General features: G+C 66.3%; 14 protein-coding genes. 6 read left to right on the forward strand and 8 right to left on the reverse strand.

All coding sequences use genetic code 11. The annotated features are described in order from the left end of the window. Positions 1-8 precede the first annotated feature (8 nt). Together ACGYK4_RS11705 and ACGYK4_RS11710 are read left to right on the forward strand one after the other, a co-directional pair. Positions 9-659, forward strand: a complete 651-nt coding sequence (locus ACGYK4_RS11705) for a DUF1007 family protein (RefSeq protein WP_394456650.1) — start codon at positions 9-11, stop codon at positions 657-659. After that, complete coding sequence (locus tag ACGYK4_RS11710) at positions 644-1,525, forward strand: nickel/cobalt transporter (RefSeq protein WP_394456652.1); 882 nt, start codon at positions 644-646, stop codon at positions 1,523-1,525. The genes ACGYK4_RS11705 and ACGYK4_RS11710 overlap by 16 nt, the downstream gene beginning before the upstream one ends. Here ACGYK4_RS11710 and ACGYK4_RS11715 read toward each other — a convergent pair. From ACGYK4_RS11715 to ACGYK4_RS11730, 4 genes are read right to left on the reverse strand one after another with little or no spacing between them, the layout of a single operon-like run. Then, positions 1,522-3,564 (reverse strand): hypothetical protein, encoded by a 2,043-nt coding sequence (locus tag ACGYK4_RS11715; protein WP_394456654.1) that lies wholly within the window; start codon positions 3,562-3,564, stop codon positions 1,522-1,524. The genes ACGYK4_RS11710 and ACGYK4_RS11715 overlap by 4 nt on opposite strands. Next, positions 3,561-6,329 carry a DUF4159 domain-containing protein gene (locus ACGYK4_RS11720; protein WP_394456656.1) on the reverse strand — a complete coding sequence of 923 codons (2,769 nt, stop codon included), beginning with the start codon at positions 6,327-6,329 and terminating at the stop codon, positions 3,561-3,563. Before ACGYK4_RS11720 ends, ACGYK4_RS11715 begins: the two co-directional genes overlap by 4 nt. Next, complete coding sequence (locus ACGYK4_RS11725; protein WP_394410965.1) at positions 6,326-7,213, reverse strand: DUF58 domain-containing protein; 888 nt, start codon at positions 7,211-7,213, stop codon at positions 6,326-6,328. The genes ACGYK4_RS11720 and ACGYK4_RS11725 overlap by 4 nt, the downstream gene beginning before the upstream one ends. Further along, positions 7,210-8,217, reverse strand: a complete 1,008-nt coding sequence (locus ACGYK4_RS11730; RefSeq protein ID WP_394456658.1) for an AAA family ATPase — start codon at positions 8,215-8,217, stop codon at positions 7,210-7,212. Before ACGYK4_RS11730 ends, ACGYK4_RS11725 begins: the two co-directional genes overlap by 4 nt. A gap of 70 nt (positions 8,218-8,287) precedes the next feature. Between ACGYK4_RS11730 and ACGYK4_RS11735 the strand changes: the two genes are divergently transcribed. Both ACGYK4_RS11735 and ACGYK4_RS11740 read left to right on the forward strand, forming a co-directional pair. Further along, entirely contained in the window at positions 8,288-8,863 is a 576-nt protein-coding gene (locus ACGYK4_RS11735) for a DUF1285 domain-containing protein (RefSeq protein ID WP_271692542.1), read from the forward strand. Positions 8,864-8,881: 18 nt separating this feature from the next. Beyond that, positions 8,882-9,646 (forward strand): hydroxypyruvate isomerase family protein, encoded by a 765-nt coding sequence (locus ACGYK4_RS11740; RefSeq protein ID WP_394456660.1) that lies wholly within the window; start codon positions 8,882-8,884, stop codon positions 9,644-9,646. Here the strand turns inward: ACGYK4_RS11740 and ACGYK4_RS11745 are convergent. The 4 genes from ACGYK4_RS11745 to ACGYK4_RS11760 form a co-directional block, all read right to left on the reverse strand. Then, positions 9,635-10,252: a glutathione S-transferase gene (locus tag ACGYK4_RS11745; protein WP_394456662.1), complete on the reverse strand. Its 618-nt coding sequence runs from the start codon at positions 10,250-10,252 to the stop codon at positions 9,635-9,637. The genes ACGYK4_RS11740 and ACGYK4_RS11745 overlap by 12 nt on opposite strands. Before the next feature lie 228 nt (positions 10,253-10,480). Then, the gene (locus tag ACGYK4_RS11750) at positions 10,481-10,687 is read right to left on the reverse strand and encodes a YdeI/OmpD-associated family protein (RefSeq protein WP_394418550.1); all 207 of its coding nucleotides are present in this window, start codon (positions 10,685-10,687) and stop codon (positions 10,481-10,483) included. Beyond that, on the reverse strand, positions 10,687-13,485 hold the full coding sequence (gene polA, locus ACGYK4_RS11755) for a DNA polymerase I (RefSeq protein ID WP_394456664.1): 2,799 nt from the start codon (positions 13,483-13,485) through the stop codon (positions 10,687-10,689). The genes ACGYK4_RS11750 and polA overlap by 1 nt, the downstream gene beginning before the upstream one ends. A gap of 123 nt (positions 13,486-13,608) precedes the next feature. Then, positions 13,609-13,788 carry a zinc-finger domain-containing protein gene (locus ACGYK4_RS11760; RefSeq protein ID WP_067263007.1) on the reverse strand — a complete coding sequence of 60 codons (180 nt, stop codon included), beginning with the start codon at positions 13,786-13,788 and terminating at the stop codon, positions 13,609-13,611. 168 nt (positions 13,789-13,956) lie between these two features. Here ACGYK4_RS11760 and gpmI point away from each other — a divergent pair, with 168 nt between their 5' ends. After that, entirely contained in the window at positions 13,957-15,474 is a 1,518-nt protein-coding gene (gene gpmI, locus ACGYK4_RS11765) for a 2,3-bisphosphoglycerate-independent phosphoglycerate mutase (protein WP_394456666.1), read from the forward strand. Continuing rightward, positions 15,471-16,607: a murein hydrolase activator EnvC gene (locus ACGYK4_RS11770; RefSeq protein WP_271692536.1), complete on the forward strand. Its 1,137-nt coding sequence runs from the start codon at positions 15,471-15,473 to the stop codon at positions 16,605-16,607. Before gpmI ends, ACGYK4_RS11770 begins: the two co-directional genes overlap by 4 nt. Position 16,608: the final 1 nt, after the last annotated feature.

A 16,608-nucleotide genomic window follows, 5' to 3' on the forward strand; every position in this document is an offset into this window, starting at 1 on the left:
CTAGCGCCATGAAATACCCGCTCGTCACCGCCGCTCTCCTCGCCTGCGCCACACCGCTTGGCGCGCATCCGCATATCTTCGTCGATACCGGGTTCGAAGTGATCGTCGATGCCGAGGGGCGGTTGACCCATCTGCGGATCACATGGGCCTATGACGAATTCTACTCTCTCTTGGTGACCGAGGATCGCGGCCTCGACCCCGATTACGATGGCGTGCTGACGCCGGCGGAAGTCGCCTCTCTCAACGGGTTCGACATGCAGTGGATCGAAGGGTTCAACGGCGATACGGTCTTGCTGGACGGGGGCGAAGAGGTCGCGCTGTCGGGGCCGCAGGACGTGGAAACCAGCTTTGCCGAAGGCCGCATCATCACCAGCCATCTGCGCGCGGTCGAAGGCCCGGCTCCCTCGGCGGATGGACTGGTCATCAAACCCTATGATCCGACCTATTACACCGCCTATGAGGTGACCCAGAAAGTGACCATCCAAGGCAGTGACACCTGCCGCGCGCGGGTCAAGATGCCGGATATGAATGCCGATCTGCGCGCCCTTCAGCAGGACTTGAGCGCGCTGGACGCCAATACTGATCCAAGCGATGTGGGTCTGCCGGAGATCGGCGAAGCCTTGGCCAATGAAGTGGTGATCACATGCGACGCATCATAGCGCTGGCGGCATTGGCTACCCTTTTGGCGCTGGCGGCGCTGTGGTGGTCGGGCGGGTTCAACGCCCTTGCCCATTGGGCCGCGGGGCAGCAGCGCGGGTTTCAAAACAGCATCGCCAGCGGGCTGCGCGCCACGCGGGGCGGCGATGCGGCGGCGTTCTGGACGGTGCTTCTGGCGTCTTTTGCCTATGGTGTCGTCCATGCGGCGGGGCCGGGGCACGGCAAGATCGTGATCGGCGGCTATGGGCTGGCGCGGGCGGTGCCAGTGCTGCGGCTCACGCTGATCGCGCTCGCGGCATCTTTGGGCCAAGCGGTGACCGCCGTGGTTCTGGTCTATGCGGGTATCCTCCTCTTGGGTCTTGGGCGGGAGGCGCTGTTCGGCGTGACCGAAGAGATCATGGCCCCGGCGAGCTATGGCGCGATTGCCCTTATCGGGCTTTGGCTGATCTGGCGCGGGCTGCGCCATGCGCGGCAGGACAGATCGGCGCATTCCGGTGAAGTATGCAGCCATTGTGGCCATGCCCATGGGCCCAGTCTGGCGCAGGTTCAGCGCGCGGGCAGGCTGCGCGACGCACTGCTTTTGATCGGTGGGATCGCCATACGGCCCTGCACCGGCGCGCTTTTCGTGTTGGTGATCACTTGGCATATGGGGATCGGCGGGGTCGGCATCTTGGGGGCCTTTGCCATGGCGCTCGGCACCGGCTTGATCACCATCGCCACTGGCTTGGCCGCAACGGGGCTGCGCGCCGGGGTCTTGGGCGGGCTGGCCGGATCGCCGAGGCTGGCCCAAGCCGCAGCGGTGGCCGAGCTGACGGCGGGCTTGGTCGTGGTGACGCTGGCGGGCGGCTTGCTGCTGCGGGCGCTTTAGCGGCGGCCCTCGCGCAGCCATGCGGCAATGATGAAGAGCGCCGAAAGCAAGAGCACCAGCCACCCCGGCAGCAGCGGCGTTTGTCGCACATCGCGCGTCTCGTAAGCGCCGCGCGGGGTCAGCCCCAGCCAGCCGCGCCCGGCGGCAGGACGGCCAAGGCGCACGTCGCGCAGACGGGGGAGCCCATCCTCCATCCGTGCCACCCCACCGCGCAGGCTGTCGATTGCCGGGCGCAGGGCCGCATCGCTGGCGATGGTCTCGACAAACTCGTGCGGGGCGGCGGGGCCGAGGCCGATGACGGTGACCTCATCGCCGTTCTCCAGCCGGTAGAGGCCGATCTCTTCGCCGGTATATTCCGCCTCGAACCGGCCCGGCCCGGCGGGGGCGAGGGGCAGTTCGGTCGTGCTGCCATCGGGGGCGGTGATCGTGACGGGGGGCACGGTCTCGTCCAAGGTGCGGCGGGTGATGCGCATGGTCTGGCCTTGGGCAGAGGCCATCAGCGCCTCTTCCTCAAGCTCGGGTTCCTTCATCATCCAATGGGCCAGACGGCGCAGCAATTCCAACTGCGGGCCGCCGCCCTCATAGCCGCGGTTCCACAGCCAAGCGTGGTCAGAGGCGAGCAGCGCCACGCGCCCCTCATCCACGCGGTCCAGCACCAGAAGCGGGCGGTCGTCCGCCCCGGTCATCACCACGTCGCCGCTGTCAGCGGTCACGTCGATCTGGCGCAGCCAGCGGCCCCAGTCGCCCTTGCCGGGCAGGTCTGAGGTGACGGGATGGCGCTGGCCGATGTCGGTGACGACCGGGGGGAAGGCTTCCTCCAACACCCGCGCGGTGGGGGTGGCGGGCAGCACCGTGCCGAGCGGCGACCGGTAGAGGCTGTCAGCACTGGCGAAATCCGGCCCGGCGGCGACCAGCACCGCGCCGCCCTTGCGCACATATTGCGCCACATTGTCGAGATAGAGCGCAGGCAGGATGCCGCGCCGTTGGTAGCGGTCAAAGATGATGAGATCGAAGTCGTCGATCTTTTCCATGAACAATTCGCGCGTCGGGAAGGCGATGAGCGACAGTTCGTTCACCGGCACACCATCCTGTTTGTCGGGCGGACGCAGAATGGTGAAATGCACCAGATCGACCGCGCTGTCGGACTTCAGCAGGTTGCGCCACGTGCGCCCGCCGGGATGCGGCTCGCCTGAGACCAAGAGCACGCTGAGCCGGTCGCGCACGCCGTTCATCTGGATCAGCGCCGCATTGTTGCGGTCGGTCAACTCCCCCTCGGCTTCGGGCAGGGAGAAGCGGATCACGTTGCGCCCGCCGTGGGGCAGGGCCACGGGCAGTTCAAGGTCTTGGCCAATCGGCACGTTGAAGCTTTGCGGTTCTTCCCCATCGACAGAGATATCAAGCTGGGTCAGCCCGCCGCCCTCGGGCGCGGCGCCCAGATCGTCGATGCGCAGGGTCAGGGTCACCGGCTCTCCGATGATGGCAAAAGCCGGGGCGTTGCGTACGGTCAGCCGGCGGTCCCAATCCTCGGCCCGGCCGGTTTGCAGCAGATGCAGCGGCGCGGGCAGGTCGAGCGGCAGGTCCGCATCATGCACCCGGCCATCGCTGAGCGCCAGAATGCCCGCGATCCGCGCGCGTGGCTCTTCGGCCAGCGCATCGGCCAGCGTGGTCATCAGCCGGGTGCCGGCATCCTCGGCCCCGTCCGGCACGGTGATCCGGCGCAGCTCGGTGTTGGGGCGGGCGGTGATGCGGGCAGAGAGCGCCTTTGCCGCCGCGTCGGTCTGCGCGGCGCGGTCGGAGAGCCGCTGGCTGGCGCTTTCGTCTTCCAAAAGCAACACGATGTCCGACAGCGGCGCGCGGTCTTCGGTCTGGTAGGACGGCCCGGCGAGCGCGGCCAGAACCACCGCCGCCGCCAAGCCCCGCAGGGCCCAGCCCGACAGGCCGCGCCACAGCGCCAGCAGAAGGCCGAGCGCGGCCAGCACCGCGAGGCCGATCAGCAGCGGCAGGGGGATCAGCGGGTCGAAAAGCACGGTTCCGGTCATTGGCCTAACCTGTCTAGCAGTGCAGGCACATGGACCTGATCGGATTTGTAGTTGCCGGTCAGCACATGCATGACAAGGTTCACGCCAAAGCGATAGGCCAGTTCGCGCTGCCGCTCTCCGGCATAGCCGCGCCCGATGGGCAAAAGCGGCGCGCCATCGCGGCGCACGGCCCAAGCCGCAGCCCAGTCGTTGCCCCCGATCACCACCGGCGTCACCCCGTCATTGAGGTTGCGAAAGGGCATCCCCTCAATCCGTTCGGCATCGGGCGGCGCGGCCTCGACCCAGACATCGCGGCTGCTGTAGCGGCCCGGGTAGTCTTGCAGCAGATAGAAGGTGCGCGTCAGCACATGGTCGCCGGGCAGCGGCTCAAGCGGTGGGATGTCGAGCGGCGCGGCCAGTTCTTGCAGCTTGCGCCCGTTCGGGCTGGCGGCACCGTAGCTGGCGATATCCGCGTCTCGGGTATCGAACAGGATCAGCCCGCCCGAGCGGAGGTAGTCGTTCAGCTTGCCATAAGCCTCGGACGAAGGCTGCGGTTGGTCGGGGGTCACCGGCCAATAGAGGATCGGAAAGAAGGCCAGTTCGTCCTGCTCAAGATCAACGCCGGTGGGCAGGTCAGGCTCCACCGTGGTGCGGAAATAAAGCGTGTCCGACAGGCCGATCAATCCGGCGCGGGCGATTTCGTCAACGTCGCTGTTGCCGGTCAGCACATGGGCCAAAGTCACCTCAGAGGCCGAGCGGATGGCAAAGCTTTCGGGGTCATTCTCCTGCGCGTCGCCCATCTGCGGGGCGATGGCCAGCCCCAAGGCCAGCGTCAAGCTGCCGGTGGAACGGCGCAGCAGCAGCCCCGAAAGGGCGAGGGAGGCCAGCACATCGGCCACAAGCAAAAGAATGGCGAGGCTCAGAAGCGCCCCGGCGAGTGGCTGTTCCGGCGGCAGAGCAAGGCCCCGCAGCGGCACATCGGCGGGCCATGTGGCGGGGGTGAGGGCGGTCTCGCCGGTGAGCACATTGCGCGCAAGCCGCCGGTCTTCGGCGCCGTAGATGCCGGGCGGCAGGGCGGGGCCTGCGGGGGCCGAGATCAGGTCAGGCCCCGCAACGCCGGGCAGATTGCCCGCGTCCGACAGGATGCCGAAACCGTCCATCACCCGCAGCGGCGTCCATGTGGTGCCCTCAAGGCTCTCGGCCTCGGGGGCGCTGGCACCCGATGACACGGCCAGCCGTTCCATCATCTGCACGAAAAGACCCGAGAGCGGCAGGGTCGACCATTCCGCCGTGGCGGTGACGTGGAACAGCACGATCTGCCCCTGACCCACCGCTTTGCGCGTGACCAGCGGGGTGCCATCGCTCAGCGCGGCGATCACCCGGTCGGCCAACGTCGGGTCGGGTTGCGCCACGACTTGGGACGAAACGGTCACATCTTCGGGCACCGTCAGCCCGAAGAATGGCGACCCGTTGCGGAAAGGGGCCAGCGCCTTGGGCTCCCCCCAAGACATCGCGCCGCCGACGCTGCGGCCCCCGGCGCGCAGGCGCACGGGCATCAGCGGGTCTTCGTCGATGCGGCTGACATCGCTCGCCGCCACGCGCGGCCCGGCGAAACGGATGAGCATGCCGCCAGCGTCGATCCACTCTTGCAGCGGCTCGGCCTCGGCGGGGGCGAGGGTGGCCACATCCGCCAGCACGATCACATCAGGGTTCGCGGGCAGCACCTCGGTCAGGGTGCCGTCGATCAGATCGGCGCTCGGGGCCAGCGCCTGTTCGATGTAATGCAGCGGGGAAAGCAGTTGCAGCCCCTCTTGCGCCCCGCGCCCTCGGATCAGCGCGACTTCGCGGCGGCGCAGCCCGTCATCGACCAAGCTGCGCGCCCCGGCGGAGCGTTGGCCCGCGATGTCGAAAGAGGTGAGCCGCGCGCGCATTTCGGCAGGCAGCGAGAGGGAGGTGCGGGCCTCGGTCGCGCCCGCTTCGAATGTCGCATTGGCGGTGGCGAGCACGCGGGCGTTGCCCGCCGGATCGCGGCCATGGGCCTGCACCACCGCCGCGCGTTCCGGTCCGGGCGCGGCGCGGCGCAGGGTCAGGTCGATCGCGCCATCTTGATAGACTGCGGGCGCGATGCCGATGACATTGCCCGCGGATTGGTGCACCTCGACCGCGCCTTTGGATTGCAGCGCGGCAAGCAGGTTATTACGGCCCGAATAGTCCAATCCGTCGCTGAACCACAGGGTGTCGAAGGCGGGCAGGGCCGCCATGATCTCGGTCGCGCGGGTCAGCTCTGTCGGGGCCGGTTGCCACGGCGCGGGGGTGAACCCGGCCAGACGGCTGCGCCACGCATCGGCGGATTGGAAGGTCGGCACCTGCGGGTCGGTGAGGCTGAGGATGCCCACCGTCCGCTCGGCCCGTCCGGCGCGGGTGAGTTGCGCGTCAACGGCGGCCATCTGTCGGTCCCAGCCGCTGGCCCCGGCCCATGAGCCGTCGAGCAGGATCAGCAAGGGGCCGCTGCCCTCTTCCGTCTCGGCCTGCGGGTTCAGCACCGGCCCGGCGAGACCAATGATGATCGCGGCCACGGCCAGCATCCGCAGCAAAAGCAGCCACCACGGGGTGCGGTCGCTGGTGCTGTCGTCATCCGCCAACCCCAAGAGCAGCGCCACACCGGGAAAACGGCGGCGAACAGGCGCAGGCGGTACGGCCCGCAGGATTAGCCAAAGGATCGGCAGCGCCAGCAGGGCCAGCAGCAGCCAAGGCGCGGTGAAACCGATGCCGCCGAAAACGCTCATGCCGCACTCCCCTGCCGCGCGTCCAACGCGCCATAGAGCCAAAGCAGCGCCGACTGCGCCGTGGCATCGGTGTGGTGCAGCCCATAGCGCCAGCCGGTACGGGCGCAGAGTTGCTGCAAGGCGTCTTTGCGCGCCGCCAGTCGGTCGAGGTAGCGGTCGCGCAGGTCATTCGCTTTGAGCGTCTCATGCCGCAGACTGCCGCCGACGCTTTCAAAAATGGTTCGACCCGCGAAGGGGAAAGCCTCCTCCGCCGGGTCTAGCAGGTGATAGAGCACGCCACGCACGCCACGGTCGGCGGCCTTGGTCAGGGCGGTCTGCACCGGGTCGAGATCGCCCATGAAGTCCGAGATGAAGACCGCCCGCGCATGGGGGATCATGCCGCGATGTTCTGGCGGGGCGTAGTCTTGGCCATCGTCTTGGCAGAGCAATTCGGCCAGTCGCAGCACCTGCGGATTGCCGCGCCGTGGGGGCAGGGCGGTGCCGGTCAGGCCCACACGCTCCCCCCCGCGCAGCAGCAAGATCGCCAGCGCAAGGCCCAAAAGGCGGGCGCGGTCGGCCTTGTCAGGCAGCGCCTTGTCCGAGGCAAAGCGCATCGAGGCCCCCTGATCAACCCAGAGCATGACGGACTGCGCAATCTGCCACTCGCGTTCGCGCACGAACTCCTGATCGCCACGGGCCGAGCGGCGGTGGTCGACCATGCGGCGGCTGTCGCCGATCTGTGCCGGGCGGTATTGCCAGAAATCATCCCCCGTCCCCGCGCGGCGGCGGCCATGGGCACCGGGCAGAACGGCACCGGCCAAATGCTCGGCCCGCGCCAGCAGGGCGGGCAGCCGGGCCGCTTCGCCCTCGGCGCTGGCTCTGAGGGACAGGGGGCTATGGGTCACGCGGCGGCCTTTTTCCCGATCAATTGACCGGCGGTGGCGTCGATCAGGCTTTGCAGGCTTTCGCCCCTTGCGCGGGCGGCAAAGTTCAGCGCCATCCGGTGGCTCAGCACCGGGCGGGCCATGGCGAGCACATCTTCGGCCGAAGGAGCCAACCGCCCCTCCAGCAGCGCACGGGCGCGCACGGTCAGCATTAGCGCCTGCGCGGCACGGGGGCCGGGGCCCCAAGCGACGCTGTCGCGCACGGGCTGGGTGGCCTCAGGCTCATCGGGGCGGAAGGCGCGGACAAGGTCGAGGATCAGTTCCACCACGCTGTCGCCCACCGGCATCCGCCGCAGCAGGGTCTGGGCAGAGAGAAGCTCTTCGGTGGTGAAGACCGGGCGCACGGTGCCCTCTTCGACGCCGGTGGTGGCAAGCAGAATGTCCCGCTCCGTCGCGCGGTCGGGGTAGGCCACGTCAATCTGCACGAGGAAACGGTCAAGCTGCGCTTCAGGCAGGGGATAGGTGCCTTCTTGTTCAATCGGGTTTTGGGTGGCGAGAACATGGAAGGGCTGGCCAAGCGCGCGGTCCTGCCCCGCGACGGTCACGGTCTTCTCTTGCATCGCCTGCAACAGGGCGGATTGCGTGCGCGGGCTGGCGCGGTTGATCTCATCGGCCATCAGAAGTTGGCAAAAGATTGGCCCTTCGACAAAGCGAAAGGCGCGGCTGCCGTCGGGCGCGGTGTCGAGCACTTCGGAGCCCAAGATGTCAGCGGGCATCAGATCGGGGGTGAATTGCACGCGGTTGCCGTGCAGGCCCATGACCGTGCTCAATGTCTCAACCAGCCGCGTCTTGCCCAATCCCGGCAGGCCGATCAGCAGGCCGTGCCCACCACAGAGCAGCGCTGTCAACGCAAGGTCGACGACCTGCTCTTGCCCGACGAAACGCCCGGTGATCGACTGTTTCGCCGCGGCGAGCTTTTCGGTCAGCGCTTCGATTTGCGCGATCAGATCATCCGCTTCGGCCATGACATTTCTTTCCCCGGAGTTATATCTTTCAGGTGTAAGTGTATCGCGACCAAAGGGAATGGCAAAACCAATGAGCGGACAAAATACCGTGACACCCACGGCAGACAGTTTGATCGAAGCCGCCAAGGCCGCAAAAGCGCGCGGAACCCCGCCGCTTGAGAAGTGGAACCCGGAATTTTGCGGCGATCTGGACATGCAGATCAAACGCGACGGGACGTGGTTCTACCAAGGCACGCCCATTGGCCGGATCGAAATGGTCAAATTGTTCGCATCGATTCTCTGGCGCGAGGGGGATGATTATTTCCTCAAAACCCCGGTGGAGAAGGTGGGCATCACCGTCGAAGATGCACCATTCGTCGCCGTGGATTTCGAGGCCGAGGGCGCAGGCGAGGCGCAGCAGTTGCGGTTTTTGACCAATCTGGGCGATGTGGCCGAGGCGGGGGCAGCCCATCCGATCCGCGTGGTCCGCGATGAAGAGACGGGCGAACCTGCACCCTATGTGCTGGTGCGCCGCAATCTGGAGGCGCTGATCGACCGCAAGAGCTTTTACCGTCTGGTCGATCTGGGCCAGCACCGCGATGGCTGGTTTGGTGTCTGGTCGGGTGGGGAATTCTTTGGCATCATCCCATCGGAAGACCTGCCGTAAGTTCACTGAAAGACCCGAATGCCGATCACCCCTGCCGCCAATCTGTCGCTGCTTTGGTCCGAACTGCCCTATCTGGACCGGTTCGATGCGGCGGCGGAGGCGGGGTTTGGCGCGGTTGAGGTCTTGTTCCCCTATGACATGCCCGCGAAAGAGACGCAGCGCGCCTTGCTGCGCAATGGGCTCTCGCTCGCCCTGATCAACGCGCCGCCGCCGAATTACACGGGCGGTCCGCCCGGTTTCGCCGCCCTGCCGGGAGGGGAGGCGCGTTTCGCCCATGATATGCGCCGGGTCTGGCGCTATGTAGAGGCGCTGCGGCCCAGAATGGTGCATGTCATGGCCGGGGAGGCCGAGGGGCCAGCGGCTGCAAAGGCTTTCGTGGCGAACCTGCGCCATGCTGCGGCAGAGGTGCCGCCGGGGGTCACCTTGATGATCGAACCGCTCTGCCCGCAGGCCAAACCGGGGTATTTCTTGAACGATTACGCGCAGGCGGCGGAACTGCTGGCGGCGGTGGATGCGCCCAATGTAGCGCTACAATTCGACAGTTTTCACGCGCAGATGATCCATGGCGACGCCGTGGCGGTTTTCGAGGAATATCGCCCCCTGATCCGCCATGTGCAGCTAGGTGACACGCCAAAGCGCGGCGCGCCGGGCAGCGGTGATGTCGATTTCGACGGGCTCTTTGCTGCGCTGCGGGCGGGCTATGACGGTTTTGTCAGCGGGGAGTATATTCCGGGCGGCCCGACGGAGCGGTCCTTGGGGTGGGTGTCCGCCTTAGGGGAATGACACCGGCGTATCCCCGGGCTGCCATTGGGGGTATTTGTCCATCACGCTTTCAAAGCGGGGCGAGGCGAGGAAACGGTCGAGCCAGCCGCGCAGCGCGGGCCAATCCTGCGCGTCGAACCAAGCGCGGTCGATGAAGGCGAACTGCCGCACGAAGGGCAGGATCGCGTAATCCGCCAGCGTGGGACGGTCAAAGATCCAGTCCCCCAGTTGCGCGTCGAGGTCATGGAGGAAGGTTGCCGCCTTGGCGCGTTGCTCTTCGGGGTCCGCCTCGGGGTAGCGGGTGGCGTATTTGGTGCGGTCCAGCGCGTCTTTGAACGGGCCGTCGGCGCGGGCGATCCAGTCGTGACCTTCGGACGGCATGTCGCGCCAGCCTCCGGGATCGTTCTGGGCCAGCGCCCATTTCATGATATCGAGGCTTTCGTCGATGTGGCCGGTTTCGGTGACGAGGCAGGGCACGGTGGCGGTGGGCGAGGCGTCAAGGAAGGCTTGCGGTTTGTCGCGCAGGACGACTTCGCGCAGGTGAACGGGGGTTTGCGCCGTCGCGAGGGCGAGACGCGCGCGCATGGCGTAGGGGCAGCGGCGGAAGGAGTAGAGGACAGGGGTCATGCTAGATGATCTAGCGCATGGGGGACGCGTGTACAAAGGGCCATCGCCCGAGAATGGGGCCGGCCCGGAATCAAGCCGGAGGCGCCGGGCCATCGCCTGCCCGCCCCAACGGGTAGGCGATTTGGTGGGGCCGGGCGTAACCTTGAGGCCGCACATCATGGCTGAGAGATAAAGTGGCAGGAACTGAGCTTGGATCGCCGACCCGCGGGCAGGCGATGGCCCTCCACCCTACTGAAACGGCGTCGGCGGCAGCCCTTTACCAGCAAAGCGCGCCACGTCATCCACCCGCTTTGACCGCGCCGTCGTGGTCCGTGCCGCGTCGATCCACGCCAGTGCATCGGCGCGCAATTCGGCATTGTAGCTGTCCCAGCCCGCCTGCGCGCCGGTCTCTTCCAACGCTTGGGCAAGGTCTTCGGGAAGGGCCGCGTCTTCCATCAATGCGCCTCCGCCCAATTGGCACCCACACCGGCGTCGACGATCAGCTTCACATCCAGCTTCACCACCGGATCATTGGCATTCTCCATCACCTCACGTGCGGCGGCGATCAGTGCGTCTTCGGCACCCTTTTCCACCTCGAACAGCAGTTCATCGTGCACCTGCAACAGCATGGTCGCGGGCAGATCGGCGATGGCCTCGGGCATCCGCACCATGGCGCGGCGGATCACATCGGCAGCGGTACCTTGGATCGGCGCGTTGATCGCAGCGCGGGCGGCGAAACCAGCCTGCGGCCCCTTGGCGCCGATGTTGGGCGTGTTGATTTTGCGGCCAAAGAGCGTCTGCACATAGCCATGCTCTTTCGCAAAGGCCTTGGTCTCGTCCATATAGGTCCGGATGCCGGGGAAACGCTCGAAATAGCGGTCGATGAAGCCCTGCGCCTCGGCCCGCGGGATGCGCAGGTTGCGTGCAAGGCCGAAGCCCGAGATGCCGTAGATTACGCCGAAGTTGATCGCCTTGGCGTTGCGGCGAATCTCAGGCGTCATCTGATCCATCGGCACGTCAAACATCTCGGACGCCGTCATGGCGTGGATGTCGTCGCCGCGGTGGAAGGCTTCCTTGAGCGCGTCGATCTGGGCGATATGCGCCAGAATCCGCAGCTCGATCTGGCTGTAGTCCAGCGCCACCAGCACCTTGCCCTCGGGGGCGACGAAAGCCTCGCGGATGCGGCGGCCTTCCTCGGAACGGATCGGGATGTTCTGCAAGTTCGGATCGGTCGAGGCGAGCCGCCCCGTCGCCGCCCCGGCGATGGAATAGCAGGTGTGCACACGACCCGTCTCGGCGTTCACATGGTCTTGCAGCGCGTCGGTATAGGTCGACTTCAGCTTGGACAGCTGCCGCCAGTCCAGCACCCGGCGGGCGAGGTCATGTTCGGTCGCCAAATCCTCCAGCACATCCGCGCCGGTGGAGTATTTCCCGGTCTTGCCCTTCTTGCCGCCGGGCAGCCCCATCTTGCCAAAGAGGATTTCGCCAAGCTGGGCGGGGGAGCCGACGTTGAAGCTCTCGCCCGCCAACTCGTGAATATCCGCCTCCAGCCCGGCCATTTTCTGGGCAAAGGCGTTGGACATGCGGCTGAGCGTATCGCGGTCGACCTCGATGCCCGCCCGCTCCATCTGCGCCAAGACAGGCACCAGCGGACGCTCTAGCGTTTCGTAGACCTTGGTGACCTCGGCGCGGTGCAGCTGTGGCTTGAAAAGCTGCCACAGGCGCAGGGTGACATCGGCATCCTCGGCCGCATAGGGTACGGCGTCTGCCAGCGCTACCTTATCAAAGGTCACGGCAGATTTGCCGCTGCCCAAGAGCGGTTTGATCGGCATCGGTGTGTGACCGAGGTAGCGTTCGGAAAGCGTGTCCATCCCATGCCCATGTAGGCCCGCGTGCATCGCGTAGGACATCAGCATGGTGTCGTCGATTGGCGCGACCGCGATGCCCAGTTGGGCGAAAATCTTGCTGTCGTATTTCATGTTCTGCCCGATCTTGAGGATCGCGGGATCCTCAAGCATCGGGGTCAACAGTTGCAGCGCCTCTTCGACCGGCATCTGACCGGGGGCCAGCCCCTCTCCGCCAAAGAGGTCATCGTCGCGGCTGGCTTTGTGGGTCAGCGGGATGTAGCAAGCCTGCCCGGGCTCCACGGCCAACGAAACGCCGACCAGTTCCGCGGTCATCTCATTGAGGCCGGTGGTCTCGGTGTCCACCGCGACATAGCCCCGCTCGTAAATCCGATTGAGCCAGACGCGCAGCGCTTCGGCGTCGCCGACCTGTTCATACTGGCTGTGGTCAAAGGCCACCTCGGCCACCTGCGGTGCGTCCGCCACGGCGGGCGCTGGCGCGTCGGGGATGGCCGGGGCCTCGCGGCCCAGCACCTCGGCCACGCGTTTCGACAGGGTGCGGAACTCCATCTCGGACAGGAAACCCAGCAGGCGGTCCGCATCGGGGTCGCGCACTTCGAGATCGTCGATGGTGAAGTCGAGCGGCGTGTTCTCATCCAGCAGGACAAGATTGCGGCTCAGGCGGATTTGTTCGGCATGGTCGATCAGGGTCTGGCGGCGCTTGGGCTGTTTGATCTCGCCCGCGCGTTCAAGCAGCGCATCCAGATCGCCGTATTCGTTGATCAAAAGCGCCGCCGTTTTGATCCCGATACCGGGCGCGCCGGGCACGTTGTCGACCGAATCGCCCGCCAGCGCTTGCACGTCGACGACGCGTTCGGGATAGACGCCGAACTTCTCGAACACCCCATCACGGTCGATGGTCTTGTTCTTCATCGCGTCGAGCATTTCCACCCCGTCGCCGACAAGCTGCATCAGATCCTTGTCGGAGCTGATGATCGTGCAGCGCCCCCCGGCGGCGCGGGCCTGCACGGCAAGGGTGGCGATGATGTCATCGGCCTCATAGCCCTCAAGCTCTTTGCAGGCGATGTTGAACGCCTCGGTCGCGGTGCGGGTCAGCGGGATCTGCGGGCGCAGGTCTTCGGGCATCGCATCGCGGTTGGCCTTGTACTGGTCGTACATGTCGTTGCGGAAGGTGTGGCTGCCCTTGTCAAAGATCACGGCGATATGGGTGGGCGCGTTGGGGCCGGTATTACCCTCGACATAGCGGTGCAGCATGTTGCAGAAGCCCGCCACGGCGCCAATCGGCAAGCCGTCGGATTTGCGCGTCAGCGGCGGCAGGGCGTGATAGGCGCGAAAGATGAAGGCAGAGCCGTCGATCAGATGCAGGTGGTGGCCTTTGCCGAATGTCATAGGAATGCTCCGCTGGGTTGGCGACCCTTTTGCCACGAAGCATGGCCCACGGCCAGACGCCAATGCGCCGCGCGGGCAGGTTCGTGCCGTCGGTTCAGATGTTCAGATGGGGGCCGGGAAGGCTCAGACTTTGCCTTCGAAATCCGCATGGACGAATTTGCAGTCGCAATAGCCGCATTCGACCCAGCCGCGATCCTGGGGGATTTGCAGCCAGACGCGCGGGTGGCCAAGCGCGCCTTCGCTGCCGTCGCAGGCCACGCGCCAAGTGTTCACGATGCGGGTTTCGGGCGCTTGCAGGGTCATGGAGTTGGTCCTCGGCTCAGGCGAAAGTTGCCACTCGTTATGACCAAAGCAGCCGCGCGGGGCAAGGCCTCTGCGCGGGAATGGGAGGCTTGTGCACAAAGTGGTTCAAGTGCCAGCCCACAAGGGGTAAAAGGCGCTGAACAGCCACCAAGCCGGAGCAACAGTCTGATGAGCGCCCCCAAACCTGTCGTATTGTGCATCCTTGACGGTTGGGGCCTGAGCGAGGTGCGGGAAGGCAACGCGCCCCTGCTGGCCAAGACGCCGAATTTCGACCGGATCATGCAAGCAGGACCAAAGGCGCAGTTGATCACCCACGGCCCCGACGTGGGCCTGCCGCGCGGGCAGATGGGCAATTCCGAGGTCGGCCACACCAATATCGGCGCGGGCCGGGTGGTGGCGATGGATCTGGGGCAGATCGATCTCGCCATCGAAGAGGGCAGCTTTGCCGAGAATGAGCGGCTGCAAGAGTTCATCGCCAAGCTCAAGGAAACCGGCGGCACCGCGCATCTGATGGGCGTCGTCTCGGACGGGGGGGTGCATGGGCATCTCAGTCATATGATCGCCGCCGCCCGCGCGCTGCATGCGGCGGGGTTGCCGGTGGTGATCCATGCGGTGACCGATGGGCGCGACGTGGCGCCGTCCTCTGCCCTTGGCTATTTCGAGACGCTGAAGGCGGCGCTGCCCGAGGCCGTGAAGGTCGTCACCGTGACGGGGCGCTATTTCGCGATGGACCGCGACAACCGTTGGGACCGGGTGGGCAAGGCTTCGGCGGCGATCCTGCATGGCGAAGGGGAGGGGTACTCCGATCCCCGCACGGCGGTTGAGGCGGCCTATGGGCGGGGCGAGACGGATGAATTCATCACCGCCAGCGTGATCGAGGGCTATGCGGGGGCGGCTTCTGGCGACGGATTCTTCTGCCTCAACTTCCGCGCCGACCGCGCGCGGGAAATCATGGCGGCCTTGGGCGACCCGGGCTTTGACGCCTATGACACCGGCCCGCGCCCCGATTGGGCGGCGCTGATGGGCATGGCGGAATATTCCAAGGACCACGCCGCCTATATGACCACGATGTACCCCAAGCCGGACATCAAGAACACGCTGGGCGATTGGGTGGCGCAGCAGGGGCTGCGGCAGTTCCGGCTGGCCGAGACCGAGAAATATCCCCATGTGACCTTCTTCCTCAACGGCGGGGTTGAGACACCGGCCACGGGGGAGGACCGCAACATGCCCAAATCGCCCAATGTCGCGACCTATGACATGCAGCCGGAAATGTCCTCTGCCGAGGTGACGGATCAATTCGTGCAGGCGATCGAGGCGGGCTATGACCTGATCGTGGTGAACTACGCCAACCCCGATATGGTCGGCCATACCGGCGATCTTGAGGCGGCGATTGCTGCTTGTGAGGCGGTGGATGCGGGGCTTGGCCGGGTGCTCAAGGCGCTGGAGGCCGCAGGCGGCGCGATGATCGTCACCGCGGATCACGGCAATTGCGAGATGATGATCGACCCAGAGACCGGCGGCGCGCATACGGCCCATACGCTCAACCCCGTGCCGGTGGTGGCGGTGGGCGCGCCCGAAGGGGCGGTGCTGCGCGACGGGCGGTTGGCCGATCTGGCGCCCACGGTGCTTGATTTGATGGGCCTGCCGCAGCCCGAAGAAATGACCGGGAAAAGCCTGCTTTCATGAAACATCTTGCCGCGGCTGCCCTTTTTGCCTGTCTGCCTTTGATGGCACAGGCGCAGGCCGATGAGGCCGCCGCGGAGGCGCGCGCGGCAGCGACCGCCTTGGAGGCGGCATCGGCGCGGTTGGACCAAGCCGATGGCGCGCGCGACCGGGTGAAGGCGCTGACCGAGACGATTCAGGCGTTTGAGGCAGGTCTCGCGGCGATGCGGGCCGGGCTGCGGCAGGCCGCGATCAACGAGGCGCAGCTCAGCCGCAAGCTACAGGCGCGCGAGGGTGAGGTGGCGCAGTTCTTGGGCGTCTTGCAAAGCATCGGCGGTGACCCGTCGCCCGTGGTGCTGCTGCACCCCGACGGCCCGATGGGCACCGCCCGCGCAGGCATGTTGCTGGCTGAATTGACGCCTGCGCTCAACGCCCGCGCCGATGCGCTGCGGCAGGATTACGAAGACATCAAGACCTTACGCGCGTTGCAAACCGACGCGGCGCAGCGCCTGCAAGACGGGCTGACCGAGCTTCAGGCCGCGCGCACCGCGCTCAATCAGGCCATGGCCAACCGCACCGATCTGCCGATGCGCTTTACCGAAGACCCGGTGCGCACTGCGATCCTCATCGCCTCGACCGAGACGCTGGACGGCTTTGCCAGCGGCCTGTCCGAGATCACCACCGGCGCGGTTGAGCCTGCGCCGGTGAACCTTGACGGGCAGGTGGGCGATCTGCCCTTGCCCGCGCAGGGGCTGGTGATCCGCAAGGCTGGCGAGACGGATTCGGCGGGCGTAACGCGGCCCGGCATGATCCTTGCCACCCGCCCGCGCGCCATCGTGACCAGCCCCTCGGCGGCGACGATCCGCTATGTCGGGCCGCTGCTTGATCTGGGCAATGTCGTGATCCTTGAGCCGCAGGTCGACACGCTTTTCGTGCTGGCGGGGCTGGATGTGGTTTACGGCCAAGCCGGGCAGGTGATTGCCGGTGGCACCCCCATCGGGTTGATGGGCGGGCCGGAAAGCGGCACAACATCTCAGATGTCACCAAATGGTGAAGCCACTGGCACTGACCGGACGGAAACGCTCTATATAGAAGTCAGGCAAGACAACACACCTCAGGATCCGGCAGACTGGTTCCGCACCGACAAGGATGGATAGC

The organism is Sulfitobacter sp. 1A13368 (assembly GCF_043557275.1).
In the GTDB taxonomy this organism is placed as follows: Bacteria; Pseudomonadota; Alphaproteobacteria; order Rhodobacterales; family Rhodobacteraceae; genus Sulfitobacter; species Sulfitobacter faviae.